The following is a 25231-nucleotide window of genomic DNA, read 5'->3' as shown; positions in this document are numbered from 1 at the left end:
CGCCCACCCCCGCGCCGGCCGCCAAGCCAGCGCCTGCCCCGAAGCCGGCCGCGCCGCGCGCCGCCGCGCCTGCGCCGACGCCGCGCCCGGCCTCGATGCGGCCGATGACGCCGCTCGAACGGCGCGAGATGCAGGAACGCCTGCTGCGCGAGGCCGAGGAAGCGCGTATGACCGCGCTCGAGGAAGCGCGTCGCCGCGAGGAGCGCGAGAAGCAGGAGGCGACCGAAGAGGAGCGCCGCCGCGCCGAGGAGAATCGCCGCGCCGAGGAGGAGGCCGCCAAGGCCGCCGCCAGGGAGGCCGAGGAAGCCGCCGCGCGCGCCGCCAGGGAAACCGAGGAGGCCGCCCAGGCCGCGACTGCGGCGCCCGCCGCGGAGGCCCCGGCCGGCGAACGGGCGCCCGCTTCGTCCACCCCGCCGCCGCGTCGCTTCACGCCCGTCGTCGCGCCCAAGCGGCCCGAGCCGGCCAAGCCTTCGCGCGATCGCAAGGGCGATGACCGCCGCCAGTCGGGCAAGCTCACCGTCACCCGCGCGCTGGACGACGGCGACGGCGGCGCGCGTGCGCGCAGCCTCGCCGCGCTCAAGCGCGCCCGCGAGAAGGAAAAGCGTGCCCACCAGATGGGCGGCCCCGCCGCCAAGCAGGTGCGCGACGTGATCGTGCCGGAAACCATCACGGTGGGCGAGCTTGCCAACCGCATGGCCGAACGCGGCGCGGACCTGGTGAAGGCGCTGTTCAAGATGGGCATGCCCGTCACCGTCAACCAGTCGATCGACCAGGATACGGCCGAGCTGCTGGTCACGGAATTCGGCCATAACATCAAGCGCGTATCCGAAAGCGACGTCGACATCGTCACCGCCGACGACGTGGACGCGCCCGATACGCTGAAGCCGCGCCCGCCGGTCGTGACGATCATGGGCCATGTCGATCACGGCAAGACGAGCCTGCTCGATGCCCTGCGCGGCACCGACGTGGCCTCGGGCGAGGCCGGCGGCATCACCCAGCATATCGGCGCCTATCAGGTGACGGTGAAGGACGGATCGAAGATCACCTTCCTCGATACGCCCGGCCACGAGGCGTTCAGCGAGATGCGCGCCCGCGGCGCCAACATCACCGATATCGTGGTGATCGTGGTCGCCGCCGACGACGGCATCCGCCCGCAGTCGATCGAGGCGATCAACCACACCAAGGCGGCCGGCGTGCCGATGATCATCGCGATCAACAAGGTCGACAAGCCGGGCGGCAATCCGCAGCGCGTGCGCGAGGCCCTGCTGCAATATGACGTCCAGGTCGAAAGCATGGGCGGCGACGTGCAGGAGGTGGAAGTCTCCGCGCTCAAGCGCACCGGCCTCGACGAGCTGATCGAGAAGATCCAGCTCCAGGCCGAGGTGATGGAGCTGAAGGCCAATCCCGATCGCCCGGCCGAAGGCACGGTGGTGGAAGCCAAGCTGGACAAGGGCCGCGGCCCCGTCGCCACGATCCTCGTCGGCCGCGGCACGCTGAAGGTGGGCGACATCTTCGTCGTCGGCGCCGAAAGCGGCAAGGTCCGCGCGCTGGTCAACGACAAGGGCCAGCAGGTGAAGGAAGCCGGCCCCTCGACCCCGGTCGAGGTGCTGGGCCTTTCCGGCGTGCCGGGCGCGGGCGATCCGCTCTCGGTGGTCGAGAATGAGGCGCGCGCCCGCGAGGTCGCGGCCTATCGCGCCAGCGTCATCCACCAGAAGCGGACGACGGCGGCCCCGGCCAGCCTGGAATCGATGTTCTCGGCGCTGCGCGACAAGCAGGCCCAGCAATATCCGGTGGTGGTGAAGGCCGACACGCAAGGGTCGGTCGAAGCGATCATCGGCTCGCTCAACAAGATCTCGACCGACGATATCCAGGTGCGCATCCTGCACTCGGGCGTCGGCGGCATCACGGAAAGCGATGTCACGCTGGCCGCCGCCTCCAAGGCGCCGATCATCGGCTTCAATGTCCGCGCCAACGCCAAGGCGCGGGAAATCGCCACGCGGGATGGGGTCGCGCTCAAATATTATGACGTGATCTACGATCTGCTGGACGAGATCCGCGCCGCGATGGCCGGCCAACTCGGGCCGGAATATTTCGAGACGGTCGTCGGCCGCGCCGAGGTCCGCGAGGTGTTCTCCGCCGGCAAGCATGGCAAGGCGGCGGGCCTGCTCGTCGTGGAAGGCTATATCCGCAAGGCGCTCCGCGCCCGCCTCACCCGCGACGACGTCATCATCTACAACGGCTCGATCGCCTCGCTGCGTCGCTTCAAGGACGACGTGCCGGAGGTCCGCGCCGGCCTGGAGTGCGGCGTCACGCTGGAAGGATCGACCGACATCAAGCCGGGCGACTTCCTCGAGACGTTCGAGGTCGAGGAACGCGCGCGCACCCTGTGATCGTTCGCGCCGGCCCGGTTCGCGCCGGGCCGGCGCCCAGCTTGTGAAAAGGCCGCGCCATGCGCCGCAACGAAACCCCCGAAGGCAAGTCCGTCCGCGTGCTCCGGGTCGGCGAGCAGGTGCGCCATGCGCTTGCCGACATCCTGATGCGCGGCGACGTGCATGACGATGTGCTCGCCAGCCACACCGTATCGGTGACGGAGGTGCGCATGTCGCCCGACCTGCGCCACGCCACCGCCTTCGTGAAGCCGCTGCTGGGCGCGGACGAGGAGAAGGTGCTGAAGGCGCTGCGCACCAACACCGCCTATCTCCAGAGCGAGGTGGCGCGCCGGGTGAACACCAAATATGCCGCGAAGCTCAAATTCCTGGCGGACGAGAGCTTCGACGAGGGCAGCCACATCGATGCGCTGCTGCGCCGGCCGGAAATCGCCCGCGATCTCGACCCGGACGATGCCGGCGGCGACGGCGAGGCCGACCGGGACGGCTGACCCGGCCCTTGCCCGGCCCCGTGCCCGGCGGTCAGCCGGTCACTGCGCGCCGGCGGCCCAGCCGATGACCACGCCGGTCGCGGTGATGATGAGCCGGATGCGGCGCGCAAGCTCCAACAACATCATGTCCCTTGCCTCCCTGTTCTTCGTCCCCGCGCCCTTCTGCCATGGCGGAAGGATAAGGATGATGACGGCGGGGTTGCAGTTTTGCGACGGACGGGCCGGGGCGGGACAGGCCATCTGGCCGGTTTCGCAGGGGCGGAAACCGCTTTAAGGGCAGCGCGATGGCCAAGCTCTATTTCTACTACGCCTCGATGAATGCGGGGAAATCCGCCACGCTGCTGCAGGCCGATTTCAACTATCGCGAGCGCGGCATGGAAACCATGCTGTTCACCGCCGCGATCGACGATCGCTATGCGCCGGGCCGGATCAGCTCGCGGATCGGGCTGGAGGCGGAAGCCTTCCCCTTCGATGTCGCGACCGACCTGCGCGGCGAGGTGGAAAGCGAGCTGGCGCGCCGCCCGCTCGCCTGCGTGCTGGTGGACGAGGCGCAGTTCCTGACCCGCGATCAGGTGTTCCAGCTCGCCTCGATCTGCGACGATCTGGGCATTCCCGTGCTGGCTTACGGCCTGCGCACCGATTTCCGGGCGGAGCTGTTCGAAGGCAGCGCCCATCTGCTCGCGCTGGCCGATGCGCTGGTCGAGATCAAGGCGATCTGCGAGTGCGGCGCCAAGGCGACGATGAACTTGCGCACCGACGCCATGGGCCGCGCGGTGCGCGAGGGCGCGCAGACCGAGATCGGCGGGAACGACCGTTATGTCGCGCTCTGCCGCCGCCACTTCATGGAAAGGATGCGCAATGGCTGACGCCGCCCGCCTGCTGGTTCCCCTCGTCGAGGGCGATGCGCGGCTGGTGCCGCTGGAGGAACGCCACCGCGAGGCGCTGCGCGCGGCCTGCGCGGCCGATGCGGACATCTGGGCGATTTACAACGTCTCCTACGATCCCGATCATTTCGATGCGAGCTTCGATGCGCTGATGGCCAATCCGGCGCGGCTGGGCTTCGCCATCCTGCAGGACGATGCGGTGATCGGCATGACCGCCTATCTGGGCGTCGATGCGGGCAAGGGCCTCCTGGAGATCGGCAACAGCTATATCGCGCCCGCCGCGCGCGGCACCGGCCTCAACGGCCGGATCAAGCGGCTGATGATCGATCATGCGATCGCCTGCGGTTTCCGCCGCATCGAATTCCGCATCGATGCGCGCAACGGCCGGTCGATGGCGGCGGTGGAGAAGCTGGGCGGGGTGAAGGAAGGCGTGCTGCGCCAGGAACGAATCACCTGGAACGGCCATTTGCGTGATACCGTCCTCTACTCGATCCTCGCGGACGAATGGCGCGCCCGTTTCACCGCCGGTTCATGACGGCCGCGATAAGCGGGTCGCCGGAGGAAGGATATGACACGGCATCCTTGCACCGTCGCCCTGCTCGCGCTGATGCTGGCGTCCCCCGCCATGGCGGGGCAGGCGCCCGATCCGGAGGCGGCGCCTGCCGCGCGTGAGGCTGCCATCCCGTTCCTGGGATCGGAATCGATCAACGATTATCGGGTGGAAGGGCGCGATACGCTCTACATCCAGGATATACGGGGCCGCTGGTATAAGGCCGAGCTGATGGGCAATTGCCTCGATCTCGATCTGGCGGAGGTGATCGGCTTCGACACCGGCGGCACGAGCAGCTTCGATCGCTTCTCCACCATCGTCGTCCGTGGCCGGCGCTGTCCGCTGAAGAGCCTCGTCGCCAGCCCGGCGCCCCCGCCGGCGCGCGGGAAGACCCATGCGCACCATCATGGCGGCAAGGCGCCGCAAAGCGATCCGCCCGAGGACGATCAGGGCTGACGGCGCCAACCGCATTTTCCGGTCCCCGCGCGCGGAAAATGGTCTAGACGCCCGCCGATGGACGGATGGATCATAATCGACAAGCCGGTGGGCATCGGCTCCACGCAGGTGGTATCGGCGGTGAAGCGGGTGCTGCGCCAGGGCGGCTATGGCAAGCACAAGGTGGGCCATGGCGGCACGCTCGATCCGCTTGCCTCCGGCGTGCTCCCCATCGCGGTGGGCGAGGCGACCAAGCTTTCGGGGCGGATGCTGGACGCCGACAAGGCCTATGACTTCACCATCGGCTTCGGCACGGAGACCGACACGCTGGATGCCGAGGGCAAGGCGATCGCCACCTCCGATGTCCGGCCGTCGCGCGCGGCGGCGGAGGCGGTGCTGCCGCGCTTCACCGGTCCGATCGATCAGGTGCCGCCCGCTTTCTCGGCGCTGAAGGTGGATGGGGCGCGGGCCTATGATCTGGCGCGCGCCGGCGAGGAGGTGGTGCTGAAATCCCGCGCCGTCACGATCCACGATCTCCGGCTTTCGGCATGGGACGGGGCGGGCGCCACGCTTTCCGCCCGCGTCTCCAAGGGCACCTATATCCGCAGCCTCGCCCGCGATATCGCTTATGCCCTTGATACCGTTGGCCACGTCACCATGTTGCGGCGGACCAAGGCGGGGCCATTCACCCTGGATCAGGCGATTTCGCTGGACAAGCTGGAGGAATCCGCTAAGGGCCACGCGCTTGAAGACATACTCCTGCCATTGACGGCGGGGCTGGACGACATCCCGGCTCTCGCGGTCAGTCCCGATCAGGCAAGGGCGCTCCGCGAGGGGCGGAAGTTGATCGGGATCGCCAAGCACCAAGGCCTTCATCTGGCGGTATCGGGCCAAGTCCCCGTCGCCCTCGTGGAGGTTTCCGGCCCGGAGATACGGGTGGTGCGCGGCTTCAACATTCGCGATGTCGAAGGATGAATTGAATGACGATTACCGCTGCACGCAAGGCCGAGCTGATTGCCACCCACGCCCGTGGCGAAGGCGATACCGGCAGCCCCGAAGTCCAGGTCGCGATCCTTTCGGAGCGCATCGCCAACCTGACCGAGCACTTCAAGACCCACGCCAAGGACAACCATTCGCGTCGTGGTCTGCTGATGCTGGTCAACAAGCGTCGCAGCCTTCTCGACTACCTCAAGCGGGAAGATGCGGGCCGCTACGCGGACATCGTCGCCAAGCTCGGGCTTCGCAAGTGAGCTGAAGCCACTGACCGGAACGGCCCCCTCGCGGGGCCGTTTCTCGTTTCGGGGATCAGGATTTCGCCCCGGAACATCCTCCCGGATCCGGCATACGGCCGTGATCCGGTTTCGGGCAGGACGCCCGACCATGGGGCCGGATGCCGGCCCCGCTACAGGCCCCGCCGGCATAGGGCCGGCGGCAGGAAGGAAAAGAGATGTTCGACATCAAGAAGCAGGAAATCCAGTGGGGCGGCCAGACGCTCACTCTGGAAACGGGCCGTGTCGCCCGCCAGGCCGACGGCGCGGTGGTCGCGACCCTCGGCGAAACCGTTGTGCTCTGCGCCGTCACGGCTGCGCGCAGCGTGAAGGAAGGGCAGGATTTCTTCCCCCTCACCGTCCATTATCAGGAGAAGTATTTCTCGTCGGGCCGCATCCCCGGCGGCTTCTTCAAGCGTGAACGCGGCGCGACCGAGAAGGAGACGCTGGTCTCCCGCCTGATCGACCGCCCGGTCCGCCCGCTGTTCCCGGAAGGGTTCTACAACGAGATCAACGTCATCGCCCAGGTGCTGAGCTATGATGGCGAGAACGAGCCCGATATCCTGGCGATGATCGCTGCGTCGGCCGCGCTCACCCTTTCCGGCGTGCCCTTCATGGGCCCGATCGGCGCCGCCCGCGTCGGTTTCAAGGATGGCGAATATATCCTGAACCCGACCGACGCGCAGGTCGCCGAGGGCGATCTGGACCTCGTCGTCGCCGGCACCCACGATGCGGTGATGATGGTCGAATCCGAAGCCAAGGAGCTTTCGGAAGACGTGATGCTCGGCGCCGTCATGTTCGGCCATCGCGAGATGCAGAAGGTGATCGACGCGATCATCGATCTCGCCGAAGCCGCCGCCAAGGACCCGTGGGAACTGGCCGCCCAGCCCGATACCAGCGCCATGAAGGCGAAGCTCAAGAAGCTCGTCGGCAAGGATATCGCGGCCGCCTACAAGCTGATCAACAAGTCCGATCGCTCGAACGCGCTCAACGCGGCGCGCGCCAAGGCCAAGGAAGCCTTCGCCGATGCGAGCCCGCAGGACCAGATGGTCGCTTCCAAGCTCGTCAAGAAGCTGGAGGCGGAGATCGTCCGCACCGCGATCCTCAAGGATGGCCGCCGCATCGACGGCCGCGACACGAAGACCGTCCGCCCGATCGTGGCGGAAGCGCACTTCCTGCCGCGCGCCCATGGCTCGGCGCTGTTCACCCGCGGCGAAACCCAGTCGATCTCGACCTGCACCCTGGGCACCAAGGATGCGGAGCAGATGATCGACGGGCTGAACGGCCTGCGCTACGAGCATTTCATGCTCCACTACAACTTCCCGCCTTATTCGGTGGGTGAAGTGGGCCGCTTCGGCGCGCCGGGCCGTCGCGAAGTCGGCCATGGCAAGCTGGCGTGGCGCGCGCTGCATGGCGTGCTGCCGACCAAGGAGGAATTCCCCTACACGATCCGCCTGACGTCCGACATCACCGAGTCCAACGGCTCGTCGTCGATGGCCACCGTCTGCGGCGGATCGCTGGCGCTGATGGATGCCGGCGTGCCGATCAAGCGCCCGGTGTCCGGCATCGCCATGGGCCTGATCCTGGAAGGCAAGGACTTCGCCGTCCTGTCCGACATCCTGGGTGACGAGGATCATCTGGGCGACATGGACTTCAAGGTGGCCGGCACGTCCGAAGGCATCACCAGCCTGCAGATGGACATCAAGATCGCCGGCATCACCGAGGAGATCATGAAGGTCGCGCTCCACCAGGCGAGCGACGGCCGCGCCCACATCCTGGGCGAGATGGCGAAGGCGCTGGATCACACCCGCACCGAGCTTTCGGCCCATGCCCCGCGCATCGAGACGATGACCGTGCCGAAGGAGAAGATCCGCGACGTGATCGGCACCGGCGGCAAGGTGATCCGCGAGATCGTCGCCCAGACCGGCGCGAAGGTCGACATCGAGGATGACGGCACCGTCAAGATCAGCTCGTCCGACCTCGACAAGATCGAGGCCGCGAAGAACTGGATCATCGGCATCGTCGCCGAGCCGGAAGTGGGCAAGGTCTACACCGGCAAGGTGGTGAACCTCGTCGATTTCGGTGCTTTCGTGAACTTCATGGGCGGCCGCGACGGCCTGGTCCACGTCTCGGAAATCAAGAACGAGCGCGTGGCCAAGGTGTCGGACGTCCTGTCCGAAGGCCAGGAAGTGAAGGTCAAGGTGCTGGAAGTCGACCAGCGCGGCAAGGTGCGCCTGTCGATGCGCGTCGTCGATCAGGAAACCGGCGCCGAACTGGAAGATACCCGCCCCGCGCGCGAGCCGCGCGAAGGCGGCGATCGCGGTCCGCGTGCCGACCGGGGTGATCGCGGCGATCGGGGTGATCGTGGCGACCGCCGCCGCGAGGGTGGCGATCGCGGCCCGCGCCGGGATCGCGGCGATCGCGGTCCGCGCCGCGAGCGGGACAATGATGACGGCCCCGCGCCGGAATTCGCGCCCGCTTTCCTGAAGCGCGACGACGACTGATCCACTTTCCCGGATCGGAATATGGAAAAGGGGGCCATCGGCCCCCTTTTCTGTTTCCGCCGGTCCGTTCCCGGAATTGCGGGGAAGGTTACAGCCCGTTGTGGGTGGCGGCCGCGTTCACATCGGCCGCGTCGATCGCGTCGGCCCGGTTATCGCCTTCCTGGCGAAGCGTGTCGGCCTGATCCTCGATGGCATCGGCCTGCGCGTCGTTGGTGGTGTTGTCCGCGATCGCATCGAGCTGGTCGGCCTGGTTGTCATAGGCCTGCTCGACATTGGCGGCCAACGAGTCATCGCCCTTGCCACCGCAGGCGGCAAGCGCGGCGAAAGCCGCGATGGCGGTGAGCTTGATCATGCGATTCATGCAAATCCCCTGCTTCGTCCCAGCGCGATTCCGGTTGCGCCTCCTGCAACGCGCAATCGCGACACCAAAAGTCCGAACGGGGCCGTCGGCCGCCGTTCGTTTCGCCGCGGCATCGTTGCGCGACGAAAGGATGTAAGCGTTGAAAGCGCGCGCAGTTCCCGGAATCGCGACGAAGCGTTGCGGAAAGCCGGATGGGACGTTGGCGGGCGCCGGCGAAAGCGCCGGGAGAGCCGCTGAAATATAAAGGGGAATCGGCGCGAGGAATGCCGCCGGATAGGAAGTGGGGAGCTTCTGTTGCCCGGCGCTCCCCGTGCCGCTGGATTCCGCTTCTGTTGCCCGGTGCGGACCGAACCGCGCTAAAGCTTTGTAACTTCGTCCGTGAGGACTAGGTTACGCGGCAATCGCGAGCGCCTCGTTGTCGTTGGCACTTGTAGGTTTGAACGGTTTTACGGCGCATTCAGGCCGGGCAAAAACATCGTCTTTGAACACACGTCGATCCTAGTTCGGCCCCGTCAGGAGCCCCTTGCCGGATCGGCGAGGGGTTTCTGGTGGAGCCGCCGGGTACCGCCCCCGGGTCCGCTGCATCTATTCCACGACATCATTTATCGCCATAGCCGGGCGAACCCGGCACCACCCATATAGTGCGGCGCGATGGCGTTGAGAAGGCCCGGCGGGCGGCAGGACCGGATTGTTCCGGCAGGCTTCAGGGCCGCTTCTTCAGCTCGTCGCGGATCTCCTTCAGCACCGCCACGTCGGGCGTGTCGGCGGGGCCTTCCAGCGGGATGGCGCGGTTCACGGCGCGCACGATCAGGAAGATGATGAAGGCGACGATCAGGAAATTGACGGCGACGGTGATGAACTCGCCATAGCCGAGCAGCGGCACGCCGGCCTTCTTGAGATCGGCATAGCTGTTGGCCGATCCGGCGAAATTGGCGGGAATCTCACCAAGGCGGATGAAATAGCCCGAAAAATCGAGCCCGCCGAAGAGCTTGCCGACGACCGGCATGATGATGTCGTCGGTCAGCGACGATACGATCTTGCTGAACGCGGCACCGATGATCACCGCGACCGCGAGGTCGAGCACGTTTCCGCGATTGATGAATGCCTTGAATTCCTTGAGCATGAACCCGTCTCCCTGCTGGTCGATCGACTTTCCCGTTTCGGTGCCGTCATGGCAAGGCCGCCGTTGCGACGGCATGGCCGCTCGCCTAACGATCGAAGCATGAATCACGATCCTGTCCAAAAACATTCTGCTGCCGGACATCCGCGGCCGGACGATGCCGATCAGCCCGCGGAAATCCTGTGGCAGGGCCGCTTCATCGAGGCGCGCCGCAAGGGAAAATGGGAATATGTCGGCCGCGCGCGGGGCATCGGCGCCGCGGTGATCCTGGCCGTGGACGACGGCCATGTGCTGCTGGTGGAGCAATATCGCGTGCCGCTGGGCGCGCCCTGCCTCGAGCTGCCCGCCGGGCTGGTGGGCGACGATGTGGCGGGCGAGCCGATCGAGGCCGCCGCCGGGCGGGAACTGGAGGAGGAGACGGGCTATCGCGCCGGCCGGCTGGAGAATGCGGGCTGCTTCGCCGCCTCGCCGGGCATGGTTTCCGAAACCTTCACCCTGATTGTCGCGCGCGATCTGGTGCGCGTCGGCCCCGGCGGCGGGGTGGAGGGCGAGAATATCGTCGTCCACCGCGTGCCGCTGGACGAGGTCTCGGATTTCGTGGCCGAACGCCGCCGCGCGAGGGTGATGATGGACGTGAAGCTGCTGCTGCTGCTTGGCGCCGGGCTGATCGGGTCAACCTTGCCGGATGGGCGGCAGGCGCCAGCGACGCCGCTTGCCCCGATGCTCCGGGGTCATTAAGCGAATATGCCCATGACCGCGCCTGTCCGTATCGCTCCGTCCATCCTGTCCGCCGACTTCGCGAAGCTTGGCGAGGAGGTCCGCGCCATCGACGCGGCCGGGGCGGACTGGATCCATGTCGACGTGATGGACGGGCATTTCGTGCCCAACATCACCATCGGCCCAGCGGTGGTGAAGGCGCTGCGCCCCCATTCGGCCAAGCCGTTCGACGTCCACCTGATGATCTCTCCGGTCGATGCCTATCTGGATGCCTTTGCCGAGGCGGGCGCCGATATCATCACCGTCCATCCCGAAGCCGGCCCGCACACGCACCGCACCGTCCAGCGGATCAAGGCGCTCGGCAAGAAAGCGGGCGTTTCGCTCAATCCCGCGACGCCGGCCAAGATGCTCGATTATCTGCTGGAGGAGATCGATCTCGTCCTGGTGATGAGCGTCAATCCCGGCTTCGGCGGGCAGAGCTTCATTTCCAGCCAGCTCCGCAAGATCGAGGCGATCCGCAAGATGATCGACAAGCTGGGCAAGCCGATCGACCTGGAGGTGGACGGCGGCATCGACGTCGGCACCATCCGGTCGGCGCGCGATGCCGGGGCCGATGTCTTCGTGGCCGGCACCGCCACCTTCCGGGGCGGGCCATCGGCCTACGCCTCCAACATCGCGGCGCTGAAGGCGGCGTGAGCAGGGCCCGCCCGATCGATCCGCCCGCGATCGACGGGCAGGACGGGATCGAACCCGGCAAGCGGCTTATCCGCGTGGCCGGTGATCAGGGGCTTTCCTTGGCAGAACGTCTCGCAAATCGCCTGCACAAGCTGGCGTGGCGAACGCCGCTCCACGCGCTCCGCCTGCGCGGCCGCTATCCGCTGAAGCTGCTGGCCGTGCCCGCCGATCCGATCGTGGGCGATGCCCATGCGGGCCAGGCGATCCTGGAAGGCGGCATCCTCCATCGCGGCGAGGCGATCGCGCTCGCCTCGCTCGATTTCTCCAACCTCGGCGTGTCGGCCGATTTCGCCGATCACATCCACAGCTTCGCCTGGCTGCGCGATCTGGCCGCCGCCGCCCCGCGCGAACGCGGCGCGCCGGTTGCGGAGCAGTTGCTGAAGCAGTGGCTGGCCGCCTTCGGCAACCATGTCGCCGAGCCCGCTTGGCGCGCGGACCTGTGGGGGCGGCGCATCCTGTTCTGGGCGTCCTACGCGCCCTTCATCCTTTCCAGCGGCGATCTGGTCTATCGATCGGCGGTGCTGAACAGCCTGGCGCGGGGCGCCCGCCACCTCGATCGCGGGGCGGACAAGGCGCCGCAGGGGCCGGCGCGGATCGCCGCCTGGTGCGGCGTCGTCGCGGCCGGCCTCCTCATTCCCGGCGGCGAGCAGCGGCTGGCGCATGGCGAGGCGGGGCTGGGCCGCGCGCTGGCGCAGGCGCTCTATGGCGACGGCGGCCTCGCCAACCGCTCGCCGGTCGCCCAGCTCGAACTGATCGAGCTGCTTTCCCACCTGCGCAGCGTCTATCTCGCCCGCCGGCGGGATGTATCGCCGCTGGTGGAGGATGCGCTGGCGCGCGCGGTGCCGGCGCTGCTTGGCGTCGTCATGGGCGATGGCGCGCTTTCCAGCTGGCAGGGCGGCGCCCCCGTTTCCGCCGAGCGCATTTCCGCCGCGGTCGAAGCCTCCACGGTGCGCGCCCGCCCGCTTCGCCAGGCGCGGGACTGGGGCTATCAGCGGCTCGCCTGCGGCCAGGCGGTGGTGGTGATCGATGCCGCGCCGCCGCCGGTGTCGCGGCTGGCGCAGGGCGGCTGCGCCTCCACGCTGGGCTTCGAATTTTCCGATGCCGGCCAGCGGCTGATCGTCAATTGCGGCGGCGGCCGGGGCGGCCAGCGCCTGCCGGATGCGCTGGCCGAGGCGCTACGGTCCACCGCCGCCCATTCTACGCTGGTGATGGCGGACAGCAATTCCACGGCCATCCATGCCGATGGCTCGCTGGGACGCGGGGTCGGCGAGGTGGAGCTCGACCGGCAGGAGAATGACGGCGGCAGCCGGGTGGAGGCCAGCCATGACGGCTATGTCCGCCGCTTCGGCTTCGTCCACCAGCGCCAGCTTGCGCTGGCCGCCGACGGGCGCGAATTGCGCGGCGAGGACGTGCTGCTGCCCGCCGGCCGGCGGCGGCGCGGGGCGGCCGCCCATTTCGCCGTCCGCTTCCACCTCGCGCCGGGGATCGAGGTGACGCAGACGGCCGACGGCCTCGGCGCCCTGCTGCGGGTGGGCGATGGCCGCCCGTGGCAATTCCGCTGCCGGGGCGGCACGCTGACGCTGGAGGAGAGCCTGTGGATCGATCCCACCGGCCAGCCCTGCCCGACGCACCAGCTGGTGATCGAAGGGCAGGCCGCCGCCGGCGGCTCCACGGTGAGCTGGCAGTTCAAGCGCGCGGGCTGATTCAGCCCCGCCGGGGCAAGACTCGGGTGGAATCGCGGCCGCCATTGCCGTAACGGGTGCGCCAAATTCCCCATCAGGATTCTTGGCCCCATGACCGACGTGAAGATCACCCGCGCCCTCCTATCCGTATCGGACAAGACCGGCCTCGCCGATCTGGGCCGCGCGCTCGCCCGCCACGGCGTGGAGCTGGTTTCGACCGGCGGCACCGCCAAGGCGCTGCGCGAGGCGGGCCTGGAGGTGCGCGACATTTCCGACCTCACCGGCTTCCCGGAGATGATGGACGGCCGCGTCAAGACGCTGCACCCCAAGGTCCATGGCGGCCTGCTGGCGGTGCGCGACGATGCCGCGCACATGGCCGCCGCCGCCGACCATGCGATCGGCATGATCGATCTGGTCGTCGTCAACCTCTACCCCTTCGCGCAGACCGTGGCGAAGGGCGCGGAACGCGACGAGGTGATCGAGAATATCGATATCGGCGGCCCGTCCATGGTCCGTTCGGCGGCCAAGAACCATGCCTTCGTCGCGATCGTCACCGATCCGGCCGATTATGGCGCGCTGATCGCCGAGATGGGCGAGAAGGCCGGCGCCACCTCCTTCGCGCTGCGCCGCCGCCTCGCCGCGACCGCCTTCGCCGCGACCGCCAATTATGACGCGACGATCGCCTCCTGGTTCGCCTTCGCCGATCTGGGCGAATCCTTCCCGCAGGCGCTGTCGGTGCCGCTGAAGAAGGGCGCGGAGCTGCGCTATGGCGAGAATCCGCACCAGTCGGCGGCGCTCTACCTCCCCACCGGCCCGTCCGCGCGGGGCATCGCCCAGGCCGAGCAGGTGCAGGGCAAGGAGCTGAGCTACAACAATTACAACGATGCCGATGCCGCGCTGGAGCTGGTGAGCGAATTCCGCGACGGCCCGCCCACCGTGGTGATCGTGAAGCATGCCAATCCCTGCGGCGTCGCATCCGCCGATACGCTGATCGAGGCCTATGAAGCCGCGCTCGCCTGCGACAGCGTGTCCGCCTTCGGCGGCATCATCGCCGTCAACCGCCCGCTGGACGGGCCGACGGCGGAGGCGATCTCCGGCATCTTCACCGAAGTGGTGGCCGCGCCTGCCGCCGACGAGGCGGCGCGCGCCGTCTTCGCCCGGAAGAAGAATCTTCGCCTGCTCATCACCGGCGAGCTACCCGATCCCGCGCGCCCCGGCCTGACGATGAAGTCGATCGCCGGCGGCATGCTCGTCCAGTCGCGCGACAATGGCCGCGTGACGCGCGACATGCTGAAGGTGGTGACCAAGCGCCAGCCGACCGCGCAGGAGCTGGAGGATTGCCTGTTCGCCTGGACGGTGGCCAAGCATGTGAAGTCGAACGCGATCGTCTATGCCAAGGGCGGCTCGACCGCCGGCGTCGGCGCGGGCCAGATGAACCGCCTCGAATCCGCGCGCATCGCCGCGTGGAAGGCCAGGGACGCGGCCGAGAAGGCCGGCTGGGCGGAACCGCGCACCATCGGCTCGGCCGTCGCCTCCGACGCTTTCTTCCCCTTTGCCGATGGCCTGCTGGCGGCGGTGGAGGCGGGCGCCACCGCCGTGATCCAGCCGGGCGGATCGATCCGCGACGCGGAGGTGATCGCGGCGGCCGACGAGGCCGGCCTCGCCATGGTCTTCACCGGCATGCGCCACTTCCGCCACTGAGGCCGGCTCAGGTCAGGCGGAAGCGCCTGACCTGACAGCCGCATCGTCGCGAGCGCAGTCGAGGCGCGCCACCGCGAGCGGCGCGCCATCCCGACTCCGCCCGGCGATCCGGGATCACCCCTCCAGCGTCGCCTCCAGGCTGATATCCGCCTTCAGCAGCTTGGAGACCGGGCAATTGGCCTTGGCGGCGGCGGCGAGCTCCTGGAACTGCGCGTCGCTGGCGCCGGGAATCTTCGCCTTGAGCGTCAGCGCGCTCGCCGTGATGGCGAAGCCCTGATCCTGCTTCTCCAGCGTCACCTTGGCGCTGGTCTCCATCTTCTCGGCCGTCAGCCCGGCCTCGCCCAGGATCAGCGACAGCGCCATGGTGAAGCAGGCGGCGTGGGCGGCGCCGATCAGCTCCTCCGGATTCGATCCCTTCTGCCCTTCGAAGCGGGAGGCGAAACCATAGGGATAGGCATCCAGCGCGCCGCTTTCGGTGCTGATCGCGCCGCGCCCGTCCTTCAATCCGCCCGACCAGGCGGCCGAACCCTGCCTTACGATCTTCATCGCTTGTCTCCTCGCATCGATCGATGGAGGCGGCATCATGCGGGCGATGCGTTACGGAGGAAAGTCCCCCCGGAAGGGACGTCAGCGCCCGGCCACGATCCCGGCCAGCGTCGCGGGATCGCCGTCCGTCTCGCGCGGGCGGATGCCGGCGAGGCGGGCGAGAAGGGGATAGACGTCGACATTGTCGAAAACGGGCAGCGTGCCGCGCCCGCCGATGCCGGGTCCTGCCGCGATGAAGGTGGCGCGCATGTCCGGCGCGTCACTGTCATAGCCGTGATTGCCGCCCTTGGCCGGCCATGCGGGCTGGGCGGCGAAGATCAGCCAGCCCGGATCGGCCAGGCACAGATAGGCCGGCACGCGCGGATTGGCGCCGAAGTGGAAACGGGCCGGAATCTCCGATTTCCGCCAGCATTGCATATGATCGTGGGGCTTGAGCAGTTCGCCCGCCAACCGGGCGTCGCTGCCGGCCACCGGATCGATCGCGGCATAGGGGCCGTCCGCCACCAGCCGGATCGTGGCGGGATCGACGATGCGGTCGATGCGGATCACCCGGTCGTCGCTGGTCGCGGCCATGCCGTGATCGGAAACCACGACGATATTGGCCGGCTGGCCGATGGCGGCGAGATTGGCCACGAGATCGCCGATCCGCCGGTCGACCTCGGCGATCGCCCCGTCGGTCTCCGCCGCCGCCGGCCCATATGCGTGGCCGGCGGTGTCGACCGTGTCGAAATAGAGCGTCAGCAGGCGCGGCCGCTTCGCCGCCGGGCGGCGCAGCCAGTCGATCACCGCATCCACCCGCTGGCTGTTGGGGATATTCTCGTCATAGCGCCACCAGTCGTCCGGCCGGCGGCCGTGGATGGCCACTTCCGATCCCGGCCAGAACAGGGTGGCGGTGCGCACGCCCTGCGCGCCGGCCGTCACCCAGATCGGCTCGGCCTCATCCCACCAGAAGGGGTCGAGCGCCTGCTTGGCGTCGCCCAGCGTGAAGGTCACGCCCGGCCGGCGCGGGTCTTCCATTTTGTTGCCGACGATGCCGTTGCGATCGGGGCGCAGCCCGGTGACGATCGCATAATGGTTGGGGAAGGTCTTGGACGGGAAGGACGGCCGCATCGCCGCCTTCACCCCGCCCGCCGCCAGCGCGTTCAGATTCGGGGTCAGCCCGCGATCGAGATAGTCCGGCCGGAACCCGTCGATCGAAACCAGGATGGTGACGGGCGCCCGTTCCTCGATCGCGGCGGCAACCGGCACCGGCCCGGCCGCGACATGGGCGCAGGCCGAAAGCAGGCCGAGAGCGAGGGAGGCGGCAAGGGCGGGCAGGAAACGAACGGATTTCATGGACATGGGCTGGGCTGTGACGCGTCAATGCGACGCGATGATGACGGCACCGGCGGCCGCCATCATCGCGATATGCCCGTTCGGGATCAGACGTTGAAGCGGAACAGCATGATATCGCCGTCCTGCACCACATATTCCTTGCCTTCGGAACGGAGCTTGCCGGCCTCGCGCGCGCCGGCCTCGCCCTTGTAGGCGACGTAATCGGCATAGGAGATGGTTTCGGCGCGGATGAAGCCGCGTTCGAAATCGGTATGGATCACGCCGGCCGCCTGCGGGGCCTTGGCGCCCTTCTCCACGGTCCAGGCACGGGTTTCCTTGGGGCCGGCGGTGAAGAAGGTGATGAGGTGGAGCAGATCGTAGCCCGCGCGGATCACGCGGGCGAGGCCGGTTTCCTGGAGGCCGAGGTCGGACAGGAAATCGGCCCGGTCGGCGGGGTCGAGGCCGACGATCTCCGCCTCGATCGCGGCGGATACGATCACCGCCCTGGCGCCTTCGGCGGCCGCCTTCTCGAACACGCGGGCGGAATGCGCGTTGCCGTTGGCGGCGGACGCTTCCTCGACATTGCAGACGTAGAGCACGGGCTTGGCGGTCAGCAGCTGCGCGGTCTCGAAGATGCGCTTCTCATCCTCGTCCTTCGGCTCGGTCAGCCGCGCGGGCTTGCCGTCGCGCAGCAGGTCCAGCGCCTGGCCCAGCACCGAGGCCGCGGCCTTGGCTTCCTTGTCGCCCTGCGCGGCCTTCTTGGCGAAGGCGGGCACCCGCTTTTCCAGCGATTCGAGATCGGCGAGCATCAGCTCGGTCTCGACCGTCTCGGCATCGGCGATGGGATCGACCTTGCCTTCGACATGGGTGATGTCCCCATCCTCGAAGCAGCGCAGCACATGGACGATGGCGTCCACCTCGCGGATATTGGCGAGGAACTGGTTGCCCAGCCCTTCGCCCTTGGATGCGCCGCGCACCAGGCCGGCAATGTCGACGAAGGCGAGCTGCGTCTCCAGGATCTTGGCCGATCCGGCGATCCTGGCGATTTCCGCCATGCGCGGATCGGGCACGGCGACCTGGCCGACATTGGGCTCGATCGTGCAGAACGGATAATTGGCCGCCTGCGCCGCCGCCGTCTCGGTCAGCGCGTTGAACAGGGTGGACTTGCCGACGTTCGGGAGGCCGACGATGCCGCAGCGGAAACCCATGGAGATACCTTGTGTCTTGGAAGGGGCCGGGATCGGCCCGAGGATCGCGACAGCCGATAGGCGGTTCGCGGCGCGAAATCCAGCTTCCGTCACCGTTCGCCGCATCGCCGGAACGGGCCGGACCCTGTTTCGTTGGTCGCCTGAGGGGCGTTCCAGCCATGCAGGAGCATGAAATGGGTGAAAGCAGGAAGCCGGCCAGCGCCGAAGAGGAACTGATCGAGGAACGGGTGGAAGCGGAACGCGCCGCCATCCGCCGCAGGACCGGGGCTGGCGCCGTGGACGGCGGCGAGGCCAGCCATGAAGGCGGCGCCGGCGCCCAGGGCGGAGCCACCGATTTCGGCAATCCCCGGCGCTAGCCTCGCGCGCCCGCTAGGGCCGGCGGCGATCGGCGCTCAGCGATAGTTGAAGCTGATGCTGATCCGGTCGGGCTTGCCGTCGCCGGCCAGCACCTCGTGCCGCAACCAGCTTTCCCAGAGGAAGATGGTGCCCGGCGCGGGGACGGCGCGCACGAAGGTGCGCAGATCCTCGGGCGCGTCGGCCGTGCGCTGCGGGGCGGCCATCATCATGGGCAGGCGGGGGTCTTCCAGCTTCAGCGCGCCCGCGCCGGGCGGGATGGCGATATAGACGGTGCCGGAAACCACGCTGTGCGGGTGGATATGGCCCGAATGCATGCCGCCGGGCTTCAGCAGGTTCACCCACAAGCTGTCCAGCTTCAGCTTGCGCCCGCCGAGATCGAAGGCGCAATCCAGGGCGAAGCGGGCGACGTGGCGATTGAGGATGCGCACCAGATCGGCGAAGCGCGGATCGCGCAGCGGCAGATCCGCGAGCGAGGCGTAGCTCGTATAGCCGCGATAGCCATGCTCGCGGGACCAGCGGCGCCCCGCCGCATCCTCCGCCGCCAGCGCGCGCACGGCATCCTCCAGCTCGGCGACGAGCGCGTCGTCGCCGATATTGTCCTCGTAGAAGCGGGTCGCGAACAGCGAACGGCTGGGCATCGATATTTCCTCAATCCTGCTGGCGCAGCGCGATCTCGCTCATGAAGCGGGCGTCGTCGCCATCGGCCAGCCAGCGCGCCTCGCCGGCGATGGCGCCCAGCATCCCGGCCAGGTCGTCCATCTCGGCCTTGGCATAATTGCCCAGCACATGGCCCGTCACCCGATCCTTGTGGCCGGGGTGGCCGATGCCGATGCGCACGCGGCGGAAGGCGTTGCCGATATGCGCCTCGGTCGATCGCAGGCCGTTATGCCCGGCGGTGCCGCCGCCGGTCTTCACCTTCACCTTGAAGGGCGCGAGATCGAGCTCGTCATGGAAGACGGTGACGTCGCCGGTATCGAGCTTGTAGAAGCGCATCGCCTCGCCCACGGCGCGGCCGCTTTCGTTCATGAAGGTGGCGGGCTTCAGCAGCAGGATCTTGTGCGATCCGATCCGCCCTTCGCGCACCCAGCCCTGGAAGCCCTTCTTCTCCGGGCCGAAGCCGTGGGTTTCGGCGATGGCGTCCGCCGCCATGAAGCCCACATTGTGGCGATGCATCGCATATTGCGCGCCGGGATTGCCCAGGCCGACCCATAATTGTGGCATCAGTGGAATTCCGCGATCGTCGGCCGCGCGGGGGCGGCCGTTACTTCTTTTGCGCTGGCGCGGGGGAAGCCTTGGTGGCGCCGGGCTGGGTCGCCTCGATGATCGTCTTCATGCCGCTGCTGAAGATGTTGAGGCAGTTCACCGCCTCCACGCCGCGATTGCTGGCGCGGAAGGTGGCTTCCTCGTCGCGCAGCACCTTGGTGAGGGCATCGCCCGAAACCCGCTTGGTCACGCGGCCGGCGAAGAAGGGCACGGCCTGCACCAGGGCGGGCAGCGCTTTCTTGTTGTCCTCGGTCAGCTTGGCTTCGTTCTGGCGCATCGCCGCAAGGCTGGCGGCGGTGGCGATGAAGCAGAAGGCGTCGCGATCGCCGGGCTTGGCGGCGGGCGCGGGCTTGGCCTGGGCCAATGCGGTTCCGCTCAGCAGCGTCTGGGGCAGGAGGGCGAGGCACGCGGCCCCCAAAGCAATCCTGGCACCGCGCATGCTGTTCTCCCGCTTCCTGAAAGGATCATTTTCCGGTCGGATCGCATCATCCGACGGGCAGGAAAATGTCGCAAGCCGATTTGCCGGCGCGGCTCGCCCGATGCGATCGGACGAAGGCCGCGCCGGCTCGATCGTTATTCGCCTTCGCCTTCGGCGGGCGTCTCGTTGTCGCCTTCCTGGCTCTTCAGCGCGGACGGCGCGACGATCGTCGCGACGGTGAAGTCGCGATCGGCGATCGCCGGCTTCGCGCCCTTGGGCAGCGCGACTTCGGAGATGTGGATCGAGGCGCCGACATCGAGGCCCTTGAGCGAGATCGAAATCTCGTCGGGGATCTCGGCCGCGTCGACGATCAGCTCGATCTCGTGCTGGACGATGTTGAGCACGCCGCCGCGCTTGATGCCGGGGGCGGCATCTTCATCGGTGAACGTCACCGGCACGTTGACGTGCACGGTGGTGTGCTCGCCGATGCGCAGGAAATCGACGTGGAGCGGACGGTCCGTGACCGGGTGGAACTGGATGTCCTTCGGCAGGGTGCGGATCTGCTGGCCGCCGGCGTCGATCAGCACGACGCTGTTCATGAAGTGGCCGGTATGCAGGGCCTTCACCAGCACCTTCTCTTCCAGATGGATCGAGAGCGGTTCCTGCTTGTTGCCGTAGATAACGGCGGGGACGCGGCCTTCACGACGGATGGCGCGGGAGGCTCCCTTGCCTGCCCGGTCGCGCGTCTCGGCCGACAGCGTGAGCGTGTCGCTCATATCATGTCTCCAGTTCGCTTGGGTTGAATCTGCCCGAACCGCCTCCAGGGATGACCGGAACGGGAGGCGCGCGCATAGCCGAGCGGGGGGCAAGAGTCAAAAGCGGACGGGACGGCCGCCCTTTATTGCACGCGCTCCACCTTCAGCCCCTTCGCCTCCAGCATCCGCACCACCGAATCCGGGCCGGCGAGGTGGCCGGCGCCCACCGCGACGAAAATCGTGCCCGGCCGGTCCAGCCGCGCTTTCAGCCAATCCGCCCAAGCCGCGTTGCGGCGGACCAGCAGGGCTGCGCGCAGCTCGGGCGATACGCGCACGTCCTTGTCGAAGGTCGCCGCGATCGCCGCCTCGTCCCCGCGCGACCAGGCGGCCAGCATCGCATCGAACTCCGCCTTCTGGGCGGTGCCGTCGTCGATCATCGCGACCAGGAACTGGCGCTGCACGTCCTCCGGCAGGCCATCGAGCACGCGGAGCTGCTGCTCGGCCGTCTCCAGCCCCTCGATCGGCCGCCCGTCCGCCTTGAAACGCGCCTCGAGCTGCTCCTCCACGCCCATGCCCCCGTCGAGGCCCAGGTCGCTCATCAGCACCGGCATCAGCATCAGCGCGCCGCTCCACGTCTCCATCCCGTCGAGGAAGGGCTGGGGCAGGCGGCTGCGCGCGATCAGCGCGGCAAGCTGCTCGCGCTTGTCGGCGGGCACGCGATCCAGCAGCGGCGGCAGGCCGGGCGTCGTCCCCAGCCGGCTGAGCAGGGCGAAGGCCTTGGCAGGATCGGTCCGGTCGATCACCGCCTCGATCACCAGCGCGTCCGACCGGTCGATCGCCGCGTCGATTGCTGCATCGCGCCATTCATAGCCGGCCGGCAGCACATGGATGGTGCCGAACAGGTAGATGGTCGTATCCTCGTCGGCGAGCTTCCACAGCGCCGGATGGCCTTCCTGCGCCACCCGCGCGGCTGCGGGCGGGCTGGCGGCGGGGCCGCAGGCGGCGAGCGTGATGGCGAGGACGGCGGAGAGCAGCCTGGAGATGAGCGTCATGGCCCGCCTTATCCGGTGTCGGCGGGCCGCCCGCAAGCCGGGGTCAAGCAGCTTGCCGCTATGCCTTCGCGCCGCTAGGGTCCGCCGCGATTTTTGCAGATGCGAAGAAATATCGGGGATCAATGCCGGAAAAACTTTCCTTTCAAGGGCTTATTCTGACGCTCCATGATTATTGGAGCAAGCAGGGCTGCGTGATTCTCCAGCCCTACGATGTCGAAATGGGCGCCGGCACCTTCCATCCCGCAACAACATTGCGCGCGCTCGGCCCCAATCCGTGGAAGGCGGCCTATGTGCAGCCCTCCCGCCGGCCCACCGACGGCCGCTATGGCGAAAACCCCAATCGGCTGGGTCATTATTACCAGTATCAGGTGATCCTGAAGCCCAGCCCGCCCAACCTGCAGGAGCTGTATCTGGGATCGCTGGCGGCGATCGGCATCGATCCCCTGCTGCACGACATCCGCTTCGTCGAGGATGACTGGGAAAGCCCGACGCTCGGCGCCTGGGGGCTGGGCTGGGAAGTCTGGTGCGACGGCATGGAAGTGACGCAGTTCACCTATTTCCAGCAGGTCGGCGGGTTCGACTGCAAGCCGGTGGCGGGGGAGCTGACCTACGGGCTCGAGCGGCTGGCCATGTATATCCAGGGCGTCGACCGGGTCTATGACCTCGCCTTCAACGACGACGGCGTCACCTATGGCGACGTGTTCCTGGAGAATGAACGGCAATTCTCCGCCTATAATTTCGAGGCGGCGAACACCGAGGTGCTGTTTCGCCAGTTCACCCAGGCGGCGGACGAATGCCGCGCGCTGCTGGACCGGGAAAAGCCGCTGCCGCTGCCGGCCTACGACCAGGCGATCAAGGCCAGCCACATCTTCAACACGCTGCAGGCGCGGGGCGTGATCTCGGTCGCGGAGCGGCAGGCCTATATCGGCCGGGTGCGCGATCTGGCGAAGGGCTGCTGCGAGGCGTGGATGCGCCACAACGGGTGGGAGGCGTGAGGATGGCTTTCCACAATCGCGCCATGCCAGCGCCGGCTGGCATTTCCCTCCGCCTCTCGGAGCGCGGGCCGCACGAGGCCCCGGCCTTCGCCGGGGTGGCGGAAAAGGGAGTTCGGGCATGATGGATTTCCTGCTTGAGCTTCGTTCCGAGGAAATCCCCGCGCGGATGCAGGAAAAGGCCTGCGCCGATCTCGCCCGCCTGTTCGAGGGCGAGATCGCCAGGGCCGGCCTCAAGGCCGATGGGATCGAAACCTATGCCGCGCCGCGCCGGCTCGCGCTGATCGCGCGCGGCCTGCCCGTGGAAACGGCGGCGGTGAGCGAGGAGCTGAAGGGCCCCCGCGCCGATGCGCCGGCGCAGGCGCTGGAAGGCTTCCTCAAGAAGACCGGCCTCACCCGCGACCAGCTGGTCGAGCGCACCGATCCCAAGGGCAATGCCGTGCTGTTCGCGGTGATCGACAAGCCCGGCCGCGCGACCGCCGAGGTTCTGGCCGAGGCGATCCCCGCGATCGTCGCCGCCTTCCCCTGGCCCAAGTCGATGCGCTGGGGCGCGGCATCGGCCAGCAGCGCATCGCTGCGCTGGGTGCGGCCGCTGCAGGGCATCGTCGCCCTGTTCGGCAACGATGTGGTGGATTGCGCGGTCGATGGCATCCGTTCGGGCGCCGCGACGCTCGGCCACCGCTTCCACCATCCGGGCGAGATCACGATCGGCAATGCCGGCGATTATGCCGCCAAGCTGCGCGCCGCCCATGTCATCCTGGACCCGAAGGAACGGCAGGCGATCATCCGCGATCGTGCCGCCGCGCTGGCGGCGGAGGCCGGCCTCGCCGTGGTGCCGGACGAAGGGCTCGTGGCGGAAAATGCCGGCCTCACCGAATGGCCGGTGCCGCTGCTCGGCCGGTTCGACGCGGCCTTCCTGGAAGTCCCGCGCGAGGTGATCCAGCTCACGCTGCGCACCAACCAGAAATATTTCGTGCTGAACGATCAGGCCGGCCGGCTCGCCGCCGCCTTCATCTGCGTCGCCAATATCGATGCGAAGGATGGCGGCGCCGCGATCACCGCCGGCAACGGCAAGGTGCTTGCCGCGCGGCTTTCCGACGCCCGCTTCTTCTGGGAACAGGACCTCAAGGTCCCGCTCGCCGAAAATGCGAAGAAGCTCGACCAGATCGTCTTCCACGAAAAGCTCGGTACCGTCGCCGACAAGGTCGATCGCGTGGCGAAGCTGGCGCGCTGGCTGGTGGAATCCGGTGTCGTCATGCCAGCCTCCGCTGGCATGACGAAAGAGGCGCTGGCCGACCTCGCCGAACAGGCCGCGCGCCTCGCCAAGGCCGATCTCGTCACCGGCATGGTCGGCGAGTTTCCCGAGCTTCAGGGCATCATGGGCGGCTATTACGCCCGCGCCGAGGGGCTGCCCGATGCGGTGGCCGATGCGATCCGCGACCATTACAAGCCGGTCGGGCAGGGCGACGAAGTGCCCACCGCGCCGGTGACGGTGGCCGTCAGCCTTGCAGACAAGCTGGATACAGCACTTGCGTTCTGGTTTTTGGGTGAAAAGCCTACGGGCTCTAAAGACCCCTTTGCGATTCGACGTGCTGGTCTGGGTGTTATTCGTACGCTTCAAACCAGCGACATACGCTTGCCAGTTAAATCGATGCTCGCTGGCGGTCTGGCCGCTTGGATAACCAAAACAGGGAATCCTAGCGAAGTCTATGGTATCAGCGACAAAAGCGGAGCCGAGCTTACGGTGTGGCGCGCCATTGATAAGGGTGCCCGCATCACCCATCGTTGGAAGGAAAGCAGCACCCTTCTGTCCGATGAAAAAACTGAGCGAACTCAGCGAGAGCTCATTCGCTTTGACATCCTCCCGGATGAAGTTCTCGGTGAATTGCGTGCATTCTTCGCTGACCGCCTCAAGGTTCAGCAGCGTGAGGCCGGCGTTCGGCATGACCTGATCGACGCGGTATTCGCGCTCGGCGGGGAGGATGATCTCGTCCGCCTGCTCGCCCGGGTGAAGGCGCTGCAAGCGTTCGTTTCCACCGAGGATGGGCGCAACCTGCTGGCCGGCTACAAGCGCGCGGCCAACATCCTGAAGAAGGAGGGGGTTGAATCCCTGCCCGTCACCTCAGCGAAGGCTGGGGCCTCGGGCGAAGGCGCGGGCGTTCGGCCGCACGAGATGCCAGCCTTCGCTGGCATGACGGATGGGAAGGGGCTGTCCTACACGCCCGAAAAGGAAGAGGCTGATCTGGTCGCCGCGCTCGACGTGGCCGAGCCTAAGGCGGCGGCCGCGATCGCGGCCGAGGATTTCGAGGGCGCGATGCAGGCGCTGGCCGGCCTGCGCGGGCCGATCGACGCCTTCTTTGACAAGGTGACGGTGAACGATGCCGACCCCGCCAAACGGACGGCACGGTTGGGGCTGCTCTCACGCATCCGCGCGGCGGTGCATGAAGTGGCTGATTTCTCGAGGATCGAGGGCTGAAGCGCCTCCGCCGGG

The 25231-nt window shown here is 67.8% G+C and carries 25 protein-coding genes and 1 other RNA gene; 15 read left to right on the top strand and 11 right to left on the bottom strand.

The genetic code is table 11. From position 1 onward, the window contains the following. From infB to pnp, 8 genes are all read left to right on the top strand, one after another. Window positions 1-2390: translation initiation factor IF-2 (gene infB / locus CV103_RS18055; RefSeq protein WP_245896937.1), on the top strand; the 2390-nt coding region annotated here is incomplete at its 5' end. Between the two features lie 59 nt (window positions 2391-2449). Then, entirely contained in the window at window positions 2450-2878 is a 429-nt protein-coding gene (rbfA, locus tag CV103_RS18050; protein ID WP_070934877.1) for a 30S ribosome-binding factor RbfA, read from the top strand. Window positions 2879-3162: 284 nt separating this feature from the next. Next, window positions 3163-3744 (top strand): thymidine kinase, encoded by a 582-nt coding sequence (locus CV103_RS18040; protein ID WP_107395724.1) that lies wholly within the window; start codon window positions 3163-3165, stop codon window positions 3742-3744. After that, a complete protein-coding gene (locus tag CV103_RS18035) occupies window positions 3737-4297 on the top strand; it encodes a GNAT family N-acetyltransferase (RefSeq protein ID WP_070934873.1) in 561 nt (186 codons plus the stop codon). The genes CV103_RS18040 and CV103_RS18035 overlap by 8 nt, the downstream gene beginning before the upstream one ends. Window positions 4298-4330: 33 nt before the next feature. Further along, entirely contained in the window at window positions 4331-4768 is a 438-nt protein-coding gene (locus CV103_RS18030; RefSeq protein ID WP_015458259.1) for a DUF6491 family protein, read from the top strand. Between the two features lie 57 nt (window positions 4769-4825). Next, on the top strand, window positions 4826-5722 hold the full coding sequence (gene truB / locus CV103_RS18025; RefSeq protein WP_107395723.1) for a tRNA pseudouridine(55) synthase TruB: 897 nt from the start codon (window positions 4826-4828) through the stop codon (window positions 5720-5722). A 5-nt stretch (window positions 5723-5727) separates the two neighbouring features. Next, window positions 5728-5997: a 30S ribosomal protein S15 gene (gene rpsO, locus CV103_RS18020; RefSeq protein ID WP_015458257.1), complete on the top strand. Its 270-nt coding sequence runs from the start codon at window positions 5728-5730 to the stop codon at window positions 5995-5997. Between the two features lie 197 nt (window positions 5998-6194). Next, entirely contained in the window at window positions 6195-8519 is a 2325-nt protein-coding gene (gene pnp / locus CV103_RS18015; protein WP_107395722.1) for a polyribonucleotide nucleotidyltransferase, read from the top strand. A gap of 88 nt (window positions 8520-8607) precedes the next feature. Here pnp and CV103_RS18010 read toward each other — a convergent pair whose 3' ends face one another. From CV103_RS18010 to mscL, 3 genes are all read right to left on the bottom strand, one after another. Beyond that, window positions 8608-8880: a hypothetical protein gene (locus tag CV103_RS18010; RefSeq protein WP_015458255.1), complete on the bottom strand. Its 273-nt coding sequence runs from the start codon at window positions 8878-8880 to the stop codon at window positions 8608-8610. 318 nt (window positions 8881-9198) lie between these two features. Next, window positions 9199-9548, bottom strand: a transfer-messenger RNA (tmRNA) gene (gene ssrA, locus CV103_RS18005). Between the two features lie 35 nt (window positions 9549-9583). Continuing rightward, window positions 9584-10003 (bottom strand): large conductance mechanosensitive channel protein MscL, encoded by a 420-nt coding sequence (gene mscL, locus CV103_RS18000; protein ID WP_015458254.1) that lies wholly within the window; start codon window positions 10001-10003, stop codon window positions 9584-9586. A 99-nt stretch (window positions 10004-10102) separates the two neighbouring features. On the opposite strand from mscL, the gene CV103_RS17995 reads away from it, so the two are divergent. From CV103_RS17995 to purH, 4 genes are all read left to right on the top strand, one after another. Next, window positions 10103-10738 carry an NUDIX hydrolase gene (locus CV103_RS17995; RefSeq protein ID WP_107395721.1) on the top strand — a complete coding sequence of 212 codons (636 nt, stop codon included), beginning with the start codon at window positions 10103-10105 and terminating at the stop codon, window positions 10736-10738. Window positions 10739-10750: 12 nt separating this feature from the next. Further along, window positions 10751-11413, top strand: a complete 663-nt coding sequence (gene rpe, locus CV103_RS17990) for a ribulose-phosphate 3-epimerase (protein ID WP_015458252.1) — start codon at window positions 10751-10753, stop codon at window positions 11411-11413. Beyond that, window positions 11410-13155 (top strand): heparinase II/III family protein, encoded by a 1746-nt coding sequence (locus CV103_RS17985; protein ID WP_107395720.1) that lies wholly within the window; start codon window positions 11410-11412, stop codon window positions 13153-13155. The genes rpe and CV103_RS17985 overlap by 4 nt, the downstream gene beginning before the upstream one ends. Window positions 13156-13245: 90 nt before the next feature. Next, window positions 13246-14835 carry a bifunctional phosphoribosylaminoimidazolecarboxamide formyltransferase/IMP cyclohydrolase gene (gene purH, locus CV103_RS17980; RefSeq protein ID WP_107395719.1) on the top strand — a complete coding sequence of 530 codons (1590 nt, stop codon included), beginning with the start codon at window positions 13246-13248 and terminating at the stop codon, window positions 14833-14835. Window positions 14836-14949: 114 nt separating this feature from the next. On the opposite strand, the gene CV103_RS17975 is transcribed toward purH, so the two are convergent. From CV103_RS17975 to ychF, 3 genes are all read right to left on the bottom strand, one after another. Continuing rightward, entirely contained in the window at window positions 14950-15381 is a 432-nt protein-coding gene (locus CV103_RS17975; protein WP_070934864.1) for an OsmC family protein, read from the bottom strand. A gap of 81 nt (window positions 15382-15462) precedes the next feature. Continuing rightward, window positions 15463-16716 (bottom strand): alkaline phosphatase family protein, encoded by a 1254-nt coding sequence (locus tag CV103_RS17970; protein WP_107395732.1) that lies wholly within the window; start codon window positions 16714-16716, stop codon window positions 15463-15465. 86 nt (window positions 16717-16802) lie between these two features. Further along, the gene (ychF, locus tag CV103_RS17965) at window positions 16803-17903 is read right to left on the bottom strand and encodes a redox-regulated ATPase YchF (RefSeq protein ID WP_015458247.1); all 1101 of its coding nucleotides are present in this window, start codon (window positions 17901-17903) and stop codon (window positions 16803-16805) included. A 173-nt stretch (window positions 17904-18076) separates the two neighbouring features. On the opposite strand from ychF, the gene CV103_RS17960 reads away from it, so the two are divergent. Beyond that, entirely contained in the window at window positions 18077-18259 is a 183-nt protein-coding gene (locus tag CV103_RS17960; protein WP_139181775.1) for a hypothetical protein, read from the top strand. Window positions 18260-18295: 36 nt separating this feature from the next. On the opposite strand, the gene CV103_RS17955 is transcribed toward CV103_RS17960, so the two are convergent. The 5 genes from CV103_RS17955 to CV103_RS17935 form a co-directional block, all read right to left on the bottom strand. Next, window positions 18296-18898 (bottom strand): TIGR02466 family protein, encoded by a 603-nt coding sequence (locus tag CV103_RS17955; protein ID WP_015458245.1) that lies wholly within the window; start codon window positions 18896-18898, stop codon window positions 18296-18298. Window positions 18899-18908: 10 nt separating this feature from the next. Next, window positions 18909-19481: an aminoacyl-tRNA hydrolase gene (pth, locus tag CV103_RS17950; protein WP_015458244.1), complete on the bottom strand. Its 573-nt coding sequence runs from the start codon at window positions 19479-19481 to the stop codon at window positions 18909-18911. A gap of 40 nt (window positions 19482-19521) precedes the next feature. Then, on the bottom strand, window positions 19522-19962 hold the full coding sequence (locus tag CV103_RS17945; RefSeq protein ID WP_015458243.1) for a hypothetical protein: 441 nt from the start codon (window positions 19960-19962) through the stop codon (window positions 19522-19524). A 134-nt stretch (window positions 19963-20096) separates the two neighbouring features. Then, window positions 20097-20717: a 50S ribosomal protein L25/general stress protein Ctc gene (locus CV103_RS17940; RefSeq protein WP_015458242.1), complete on the bottom strand. Its 621-nt coding sequence runs from the start codon at window positions 20715-20717 to the stop codon at window positions 20097-20099. A 122-nt stretch (window positions 20718-20839) separates the two neighbouring features. After that, entirely contained in the window at window positions 20840-21748 is a 909-nt protein-coding gene (locus CV103_RS17935; protein WP_107395716.1) for a TraB/GumN family protein, read from the bottom strand. A 122-nt stretch (window positions 21749-21870) separates the two neighbouring features. On the opposite strand from CV103_RS17935, the gene CV103_RS17930 reads away from it, so the two are divergent. Together CV103_RS17930 and glyS are read left to right on the top strand one after the other, a co-directional pair. Next, window positions 21871-22743, top strand: coding sequence for a glycine--tRNA ligase subunit alpha (locus tag CV103_RS17930; protein WP_015458240.1), 873 nt, complete (start codon window positions 21871-21873; stop codon window positions 22741-22743). A gap of 118 nt (window positions 22744-22861) precedes the next feature. Beyond that, a complete protein-coding gene (gene glyS / locus CV103_RS17925) occupies window positions 22862-25216 on the top strand; it encodes a glycine--tRNA ligase subunit beta (RefSeq protein WP_107395715.1) in 2355 nt (784 codons plus the stop codon). Window positions 25217-25231 lie beyond the last annotated feature (15 nt).

Origin of the sequence: Edaphosphingomonas fennica, assembly GCF_003034225.1 — a bacterium.
Lineage (GTDB): Bacteria > Pseudomonadota > Alphaproteobacteria > Sphingomonadales > Sphingomonadaceae > Sphingomonas_E > Sphingomonas_E fennica.
The sequence above is the reverse complement of the archived record's forward strand: the minus strand, read 5'-3'. Positions and strand labels throughout refer to the sequence as shown.

Excerpts from the sequence above, each read along its gene's own strand:
- rbfA (WP_070934877.1), top strand. The coding sequence starts at position 2,450 with ATGCGCCGCAACGAAACCCCCGAAGGCAAGTCCGTCCGCGTGCTCCGG.
- CV103_RS18040 (WP_107395724.1), top strand. The coding sequence starts at position 3,163 with ATGGCCAAGCTCTATTTCTACTACGCCTCGATGAATGCGGGGAAATCC.
- CV103_RS18035 (WP_070934873.1), top strand. The coding sequence starts at position 3,737 with ATGGCTGACGCCGCCCGCCTGCTGGTTCCCCTCGTCGAGGGCGATGCG.
- CV103_RS18030 (WP_015458259.1), top strand. The coding sequence starts at position 4,331 with ATGACACGGCATCCTTGCACCGTCGCCCTGCTCGCGCTGATGCTGGCG.
- truB (WP_107395723.1), top strand. The coding sequence starts at position 4,826 with ATGGACGGATGGATCATAATCGACAAGCCGGTGGGCATCGGCTCCACG.
- rpsO (WP_015458257.1), top strand. The coding sequence starts at position 5,728 with ATGACGATTACCGCTGCACGCAAGGCCGAGCTGATTGCCACCCACGCC.
- pnp (WP_107395722.1), top strand. The coding sequence starts at position 6,195 with ATGTTCGACATCAAGAAGCAGGAAATCCAGTGGGGCGGCCAGACGCTC.
- CV103_RS18010 (WP_015458255.1), bottom strand. The coding sequence starts at position 8,880 with ATGAATCGCATGATCAAGCTCACCGCCATCGCGGCTTTCGCCGCGCTT.
- mscL (WP_015458254.1), bottom strand. The coding sequence starts at position 10,003 with ATGCTCAAGGAATTCAAGGCATTCATCAATCGCGGAAACGTGCTCGAC.
- CV103_RS17995 (WP_107395721.1), top strand. The coding sequence starts at position 10,103 with ATGAATCACGATCCTGTCCAAAAACATTCTGCTGCCGGACATCCGCGG.
- rpe (WP_015458252.1), top strand. The coding sequence starts at position 10,751 with ATGACCGCGCCTGTCCGTATCGCTCCGTCCATCCTGTCCGCCGACTTC.
- purH (WP_107395719.1), top strand. The coding sequence starts at position 13,246 with ATGACCGACGTGAAGATCACCCGCGCCCTCCTATCCGTATCGGACAAG.
- CV103_RS17975 (WP_070934864.1), bottom strand. The coding sequence starts at position 15,381 with ATGAAGATCGTAAGGCAGGGTTCGGCCGCCTGGTCGGGCGGATTGAAG.
- CV103_RS17970 (WP_107395732.1), bottom strand. The coding sequence starts at position 16,716 with ATGAAATCCGTTCGTTTCCTGCCCGCCCTTGCCGCCTCCCTCGCTCTC.
- ychF (WP_015458247.1), bottom strand. The coding sequence starts at position 17,903 with ATGGGTTTCCGCTGCGGCATCGTCGGCCTCCCGAACGTCGGCAAGTCC.
- CV103_RS17960 (WP_139181775.1), top strand. The coding sequence starts at position 18,077 with ATGGGTGAAAGCAGGAAGCCGGCCAGCGCCGAAGAGGAACTGATCGAG.
- CV103_RS17955 (WP_015458245.1), bottom strand. The coding sequence starts at position 18,898 with ATGCCCAGCCGTTCGCTGTTCGCGACCCGCTTCTACGAGGACAATATC.
- pth (WP_015458244.1), bottom strand. The coding sequence starts at position 19,481 with ATGCCACAATTATGGGTCGGCCTGGGCAATCCCGGCGCGCAATATGCG.
- CV103_RS17945 (WP_015458243.1), bottom strand. The coding sequence starts at position 19,962 with ATGCGCGGTGCCAGGATTGCTTTGGGGGCCGCGTGCCTCGCCCTCCTG.
- CV103_RS17940 (WP_015458242.1), bottom strand. The coding sequence starts at position 20,717 with ATGAGCGACACGCTCACGCTGTCGGCCGAGACGCGCGACCGGGCAGGC.
- CV103_RS17935 (WP_107395716.1), bottom strand. The coding sequence starts at position 21,748 with ATGACGCTCATCTCCAGGCTGCTCTCCGCCGTCCTCGCCATCACGCTC.
- CV103_RS17930 (WP_015458240.1), top strand. The coding sequence starts at position 21,871 with ATGCCGGAAAAACTTTCCTTTCAAGGGCTTATTCTGACGCTCCATGAT.
- glyS (WP_107395715.1), top strand. The coding sequence starts at position 22,862 with ATGATGGATTTCCTGCTTGAGCTTCGTTCCGAGGAAATCCCCGCGCGG.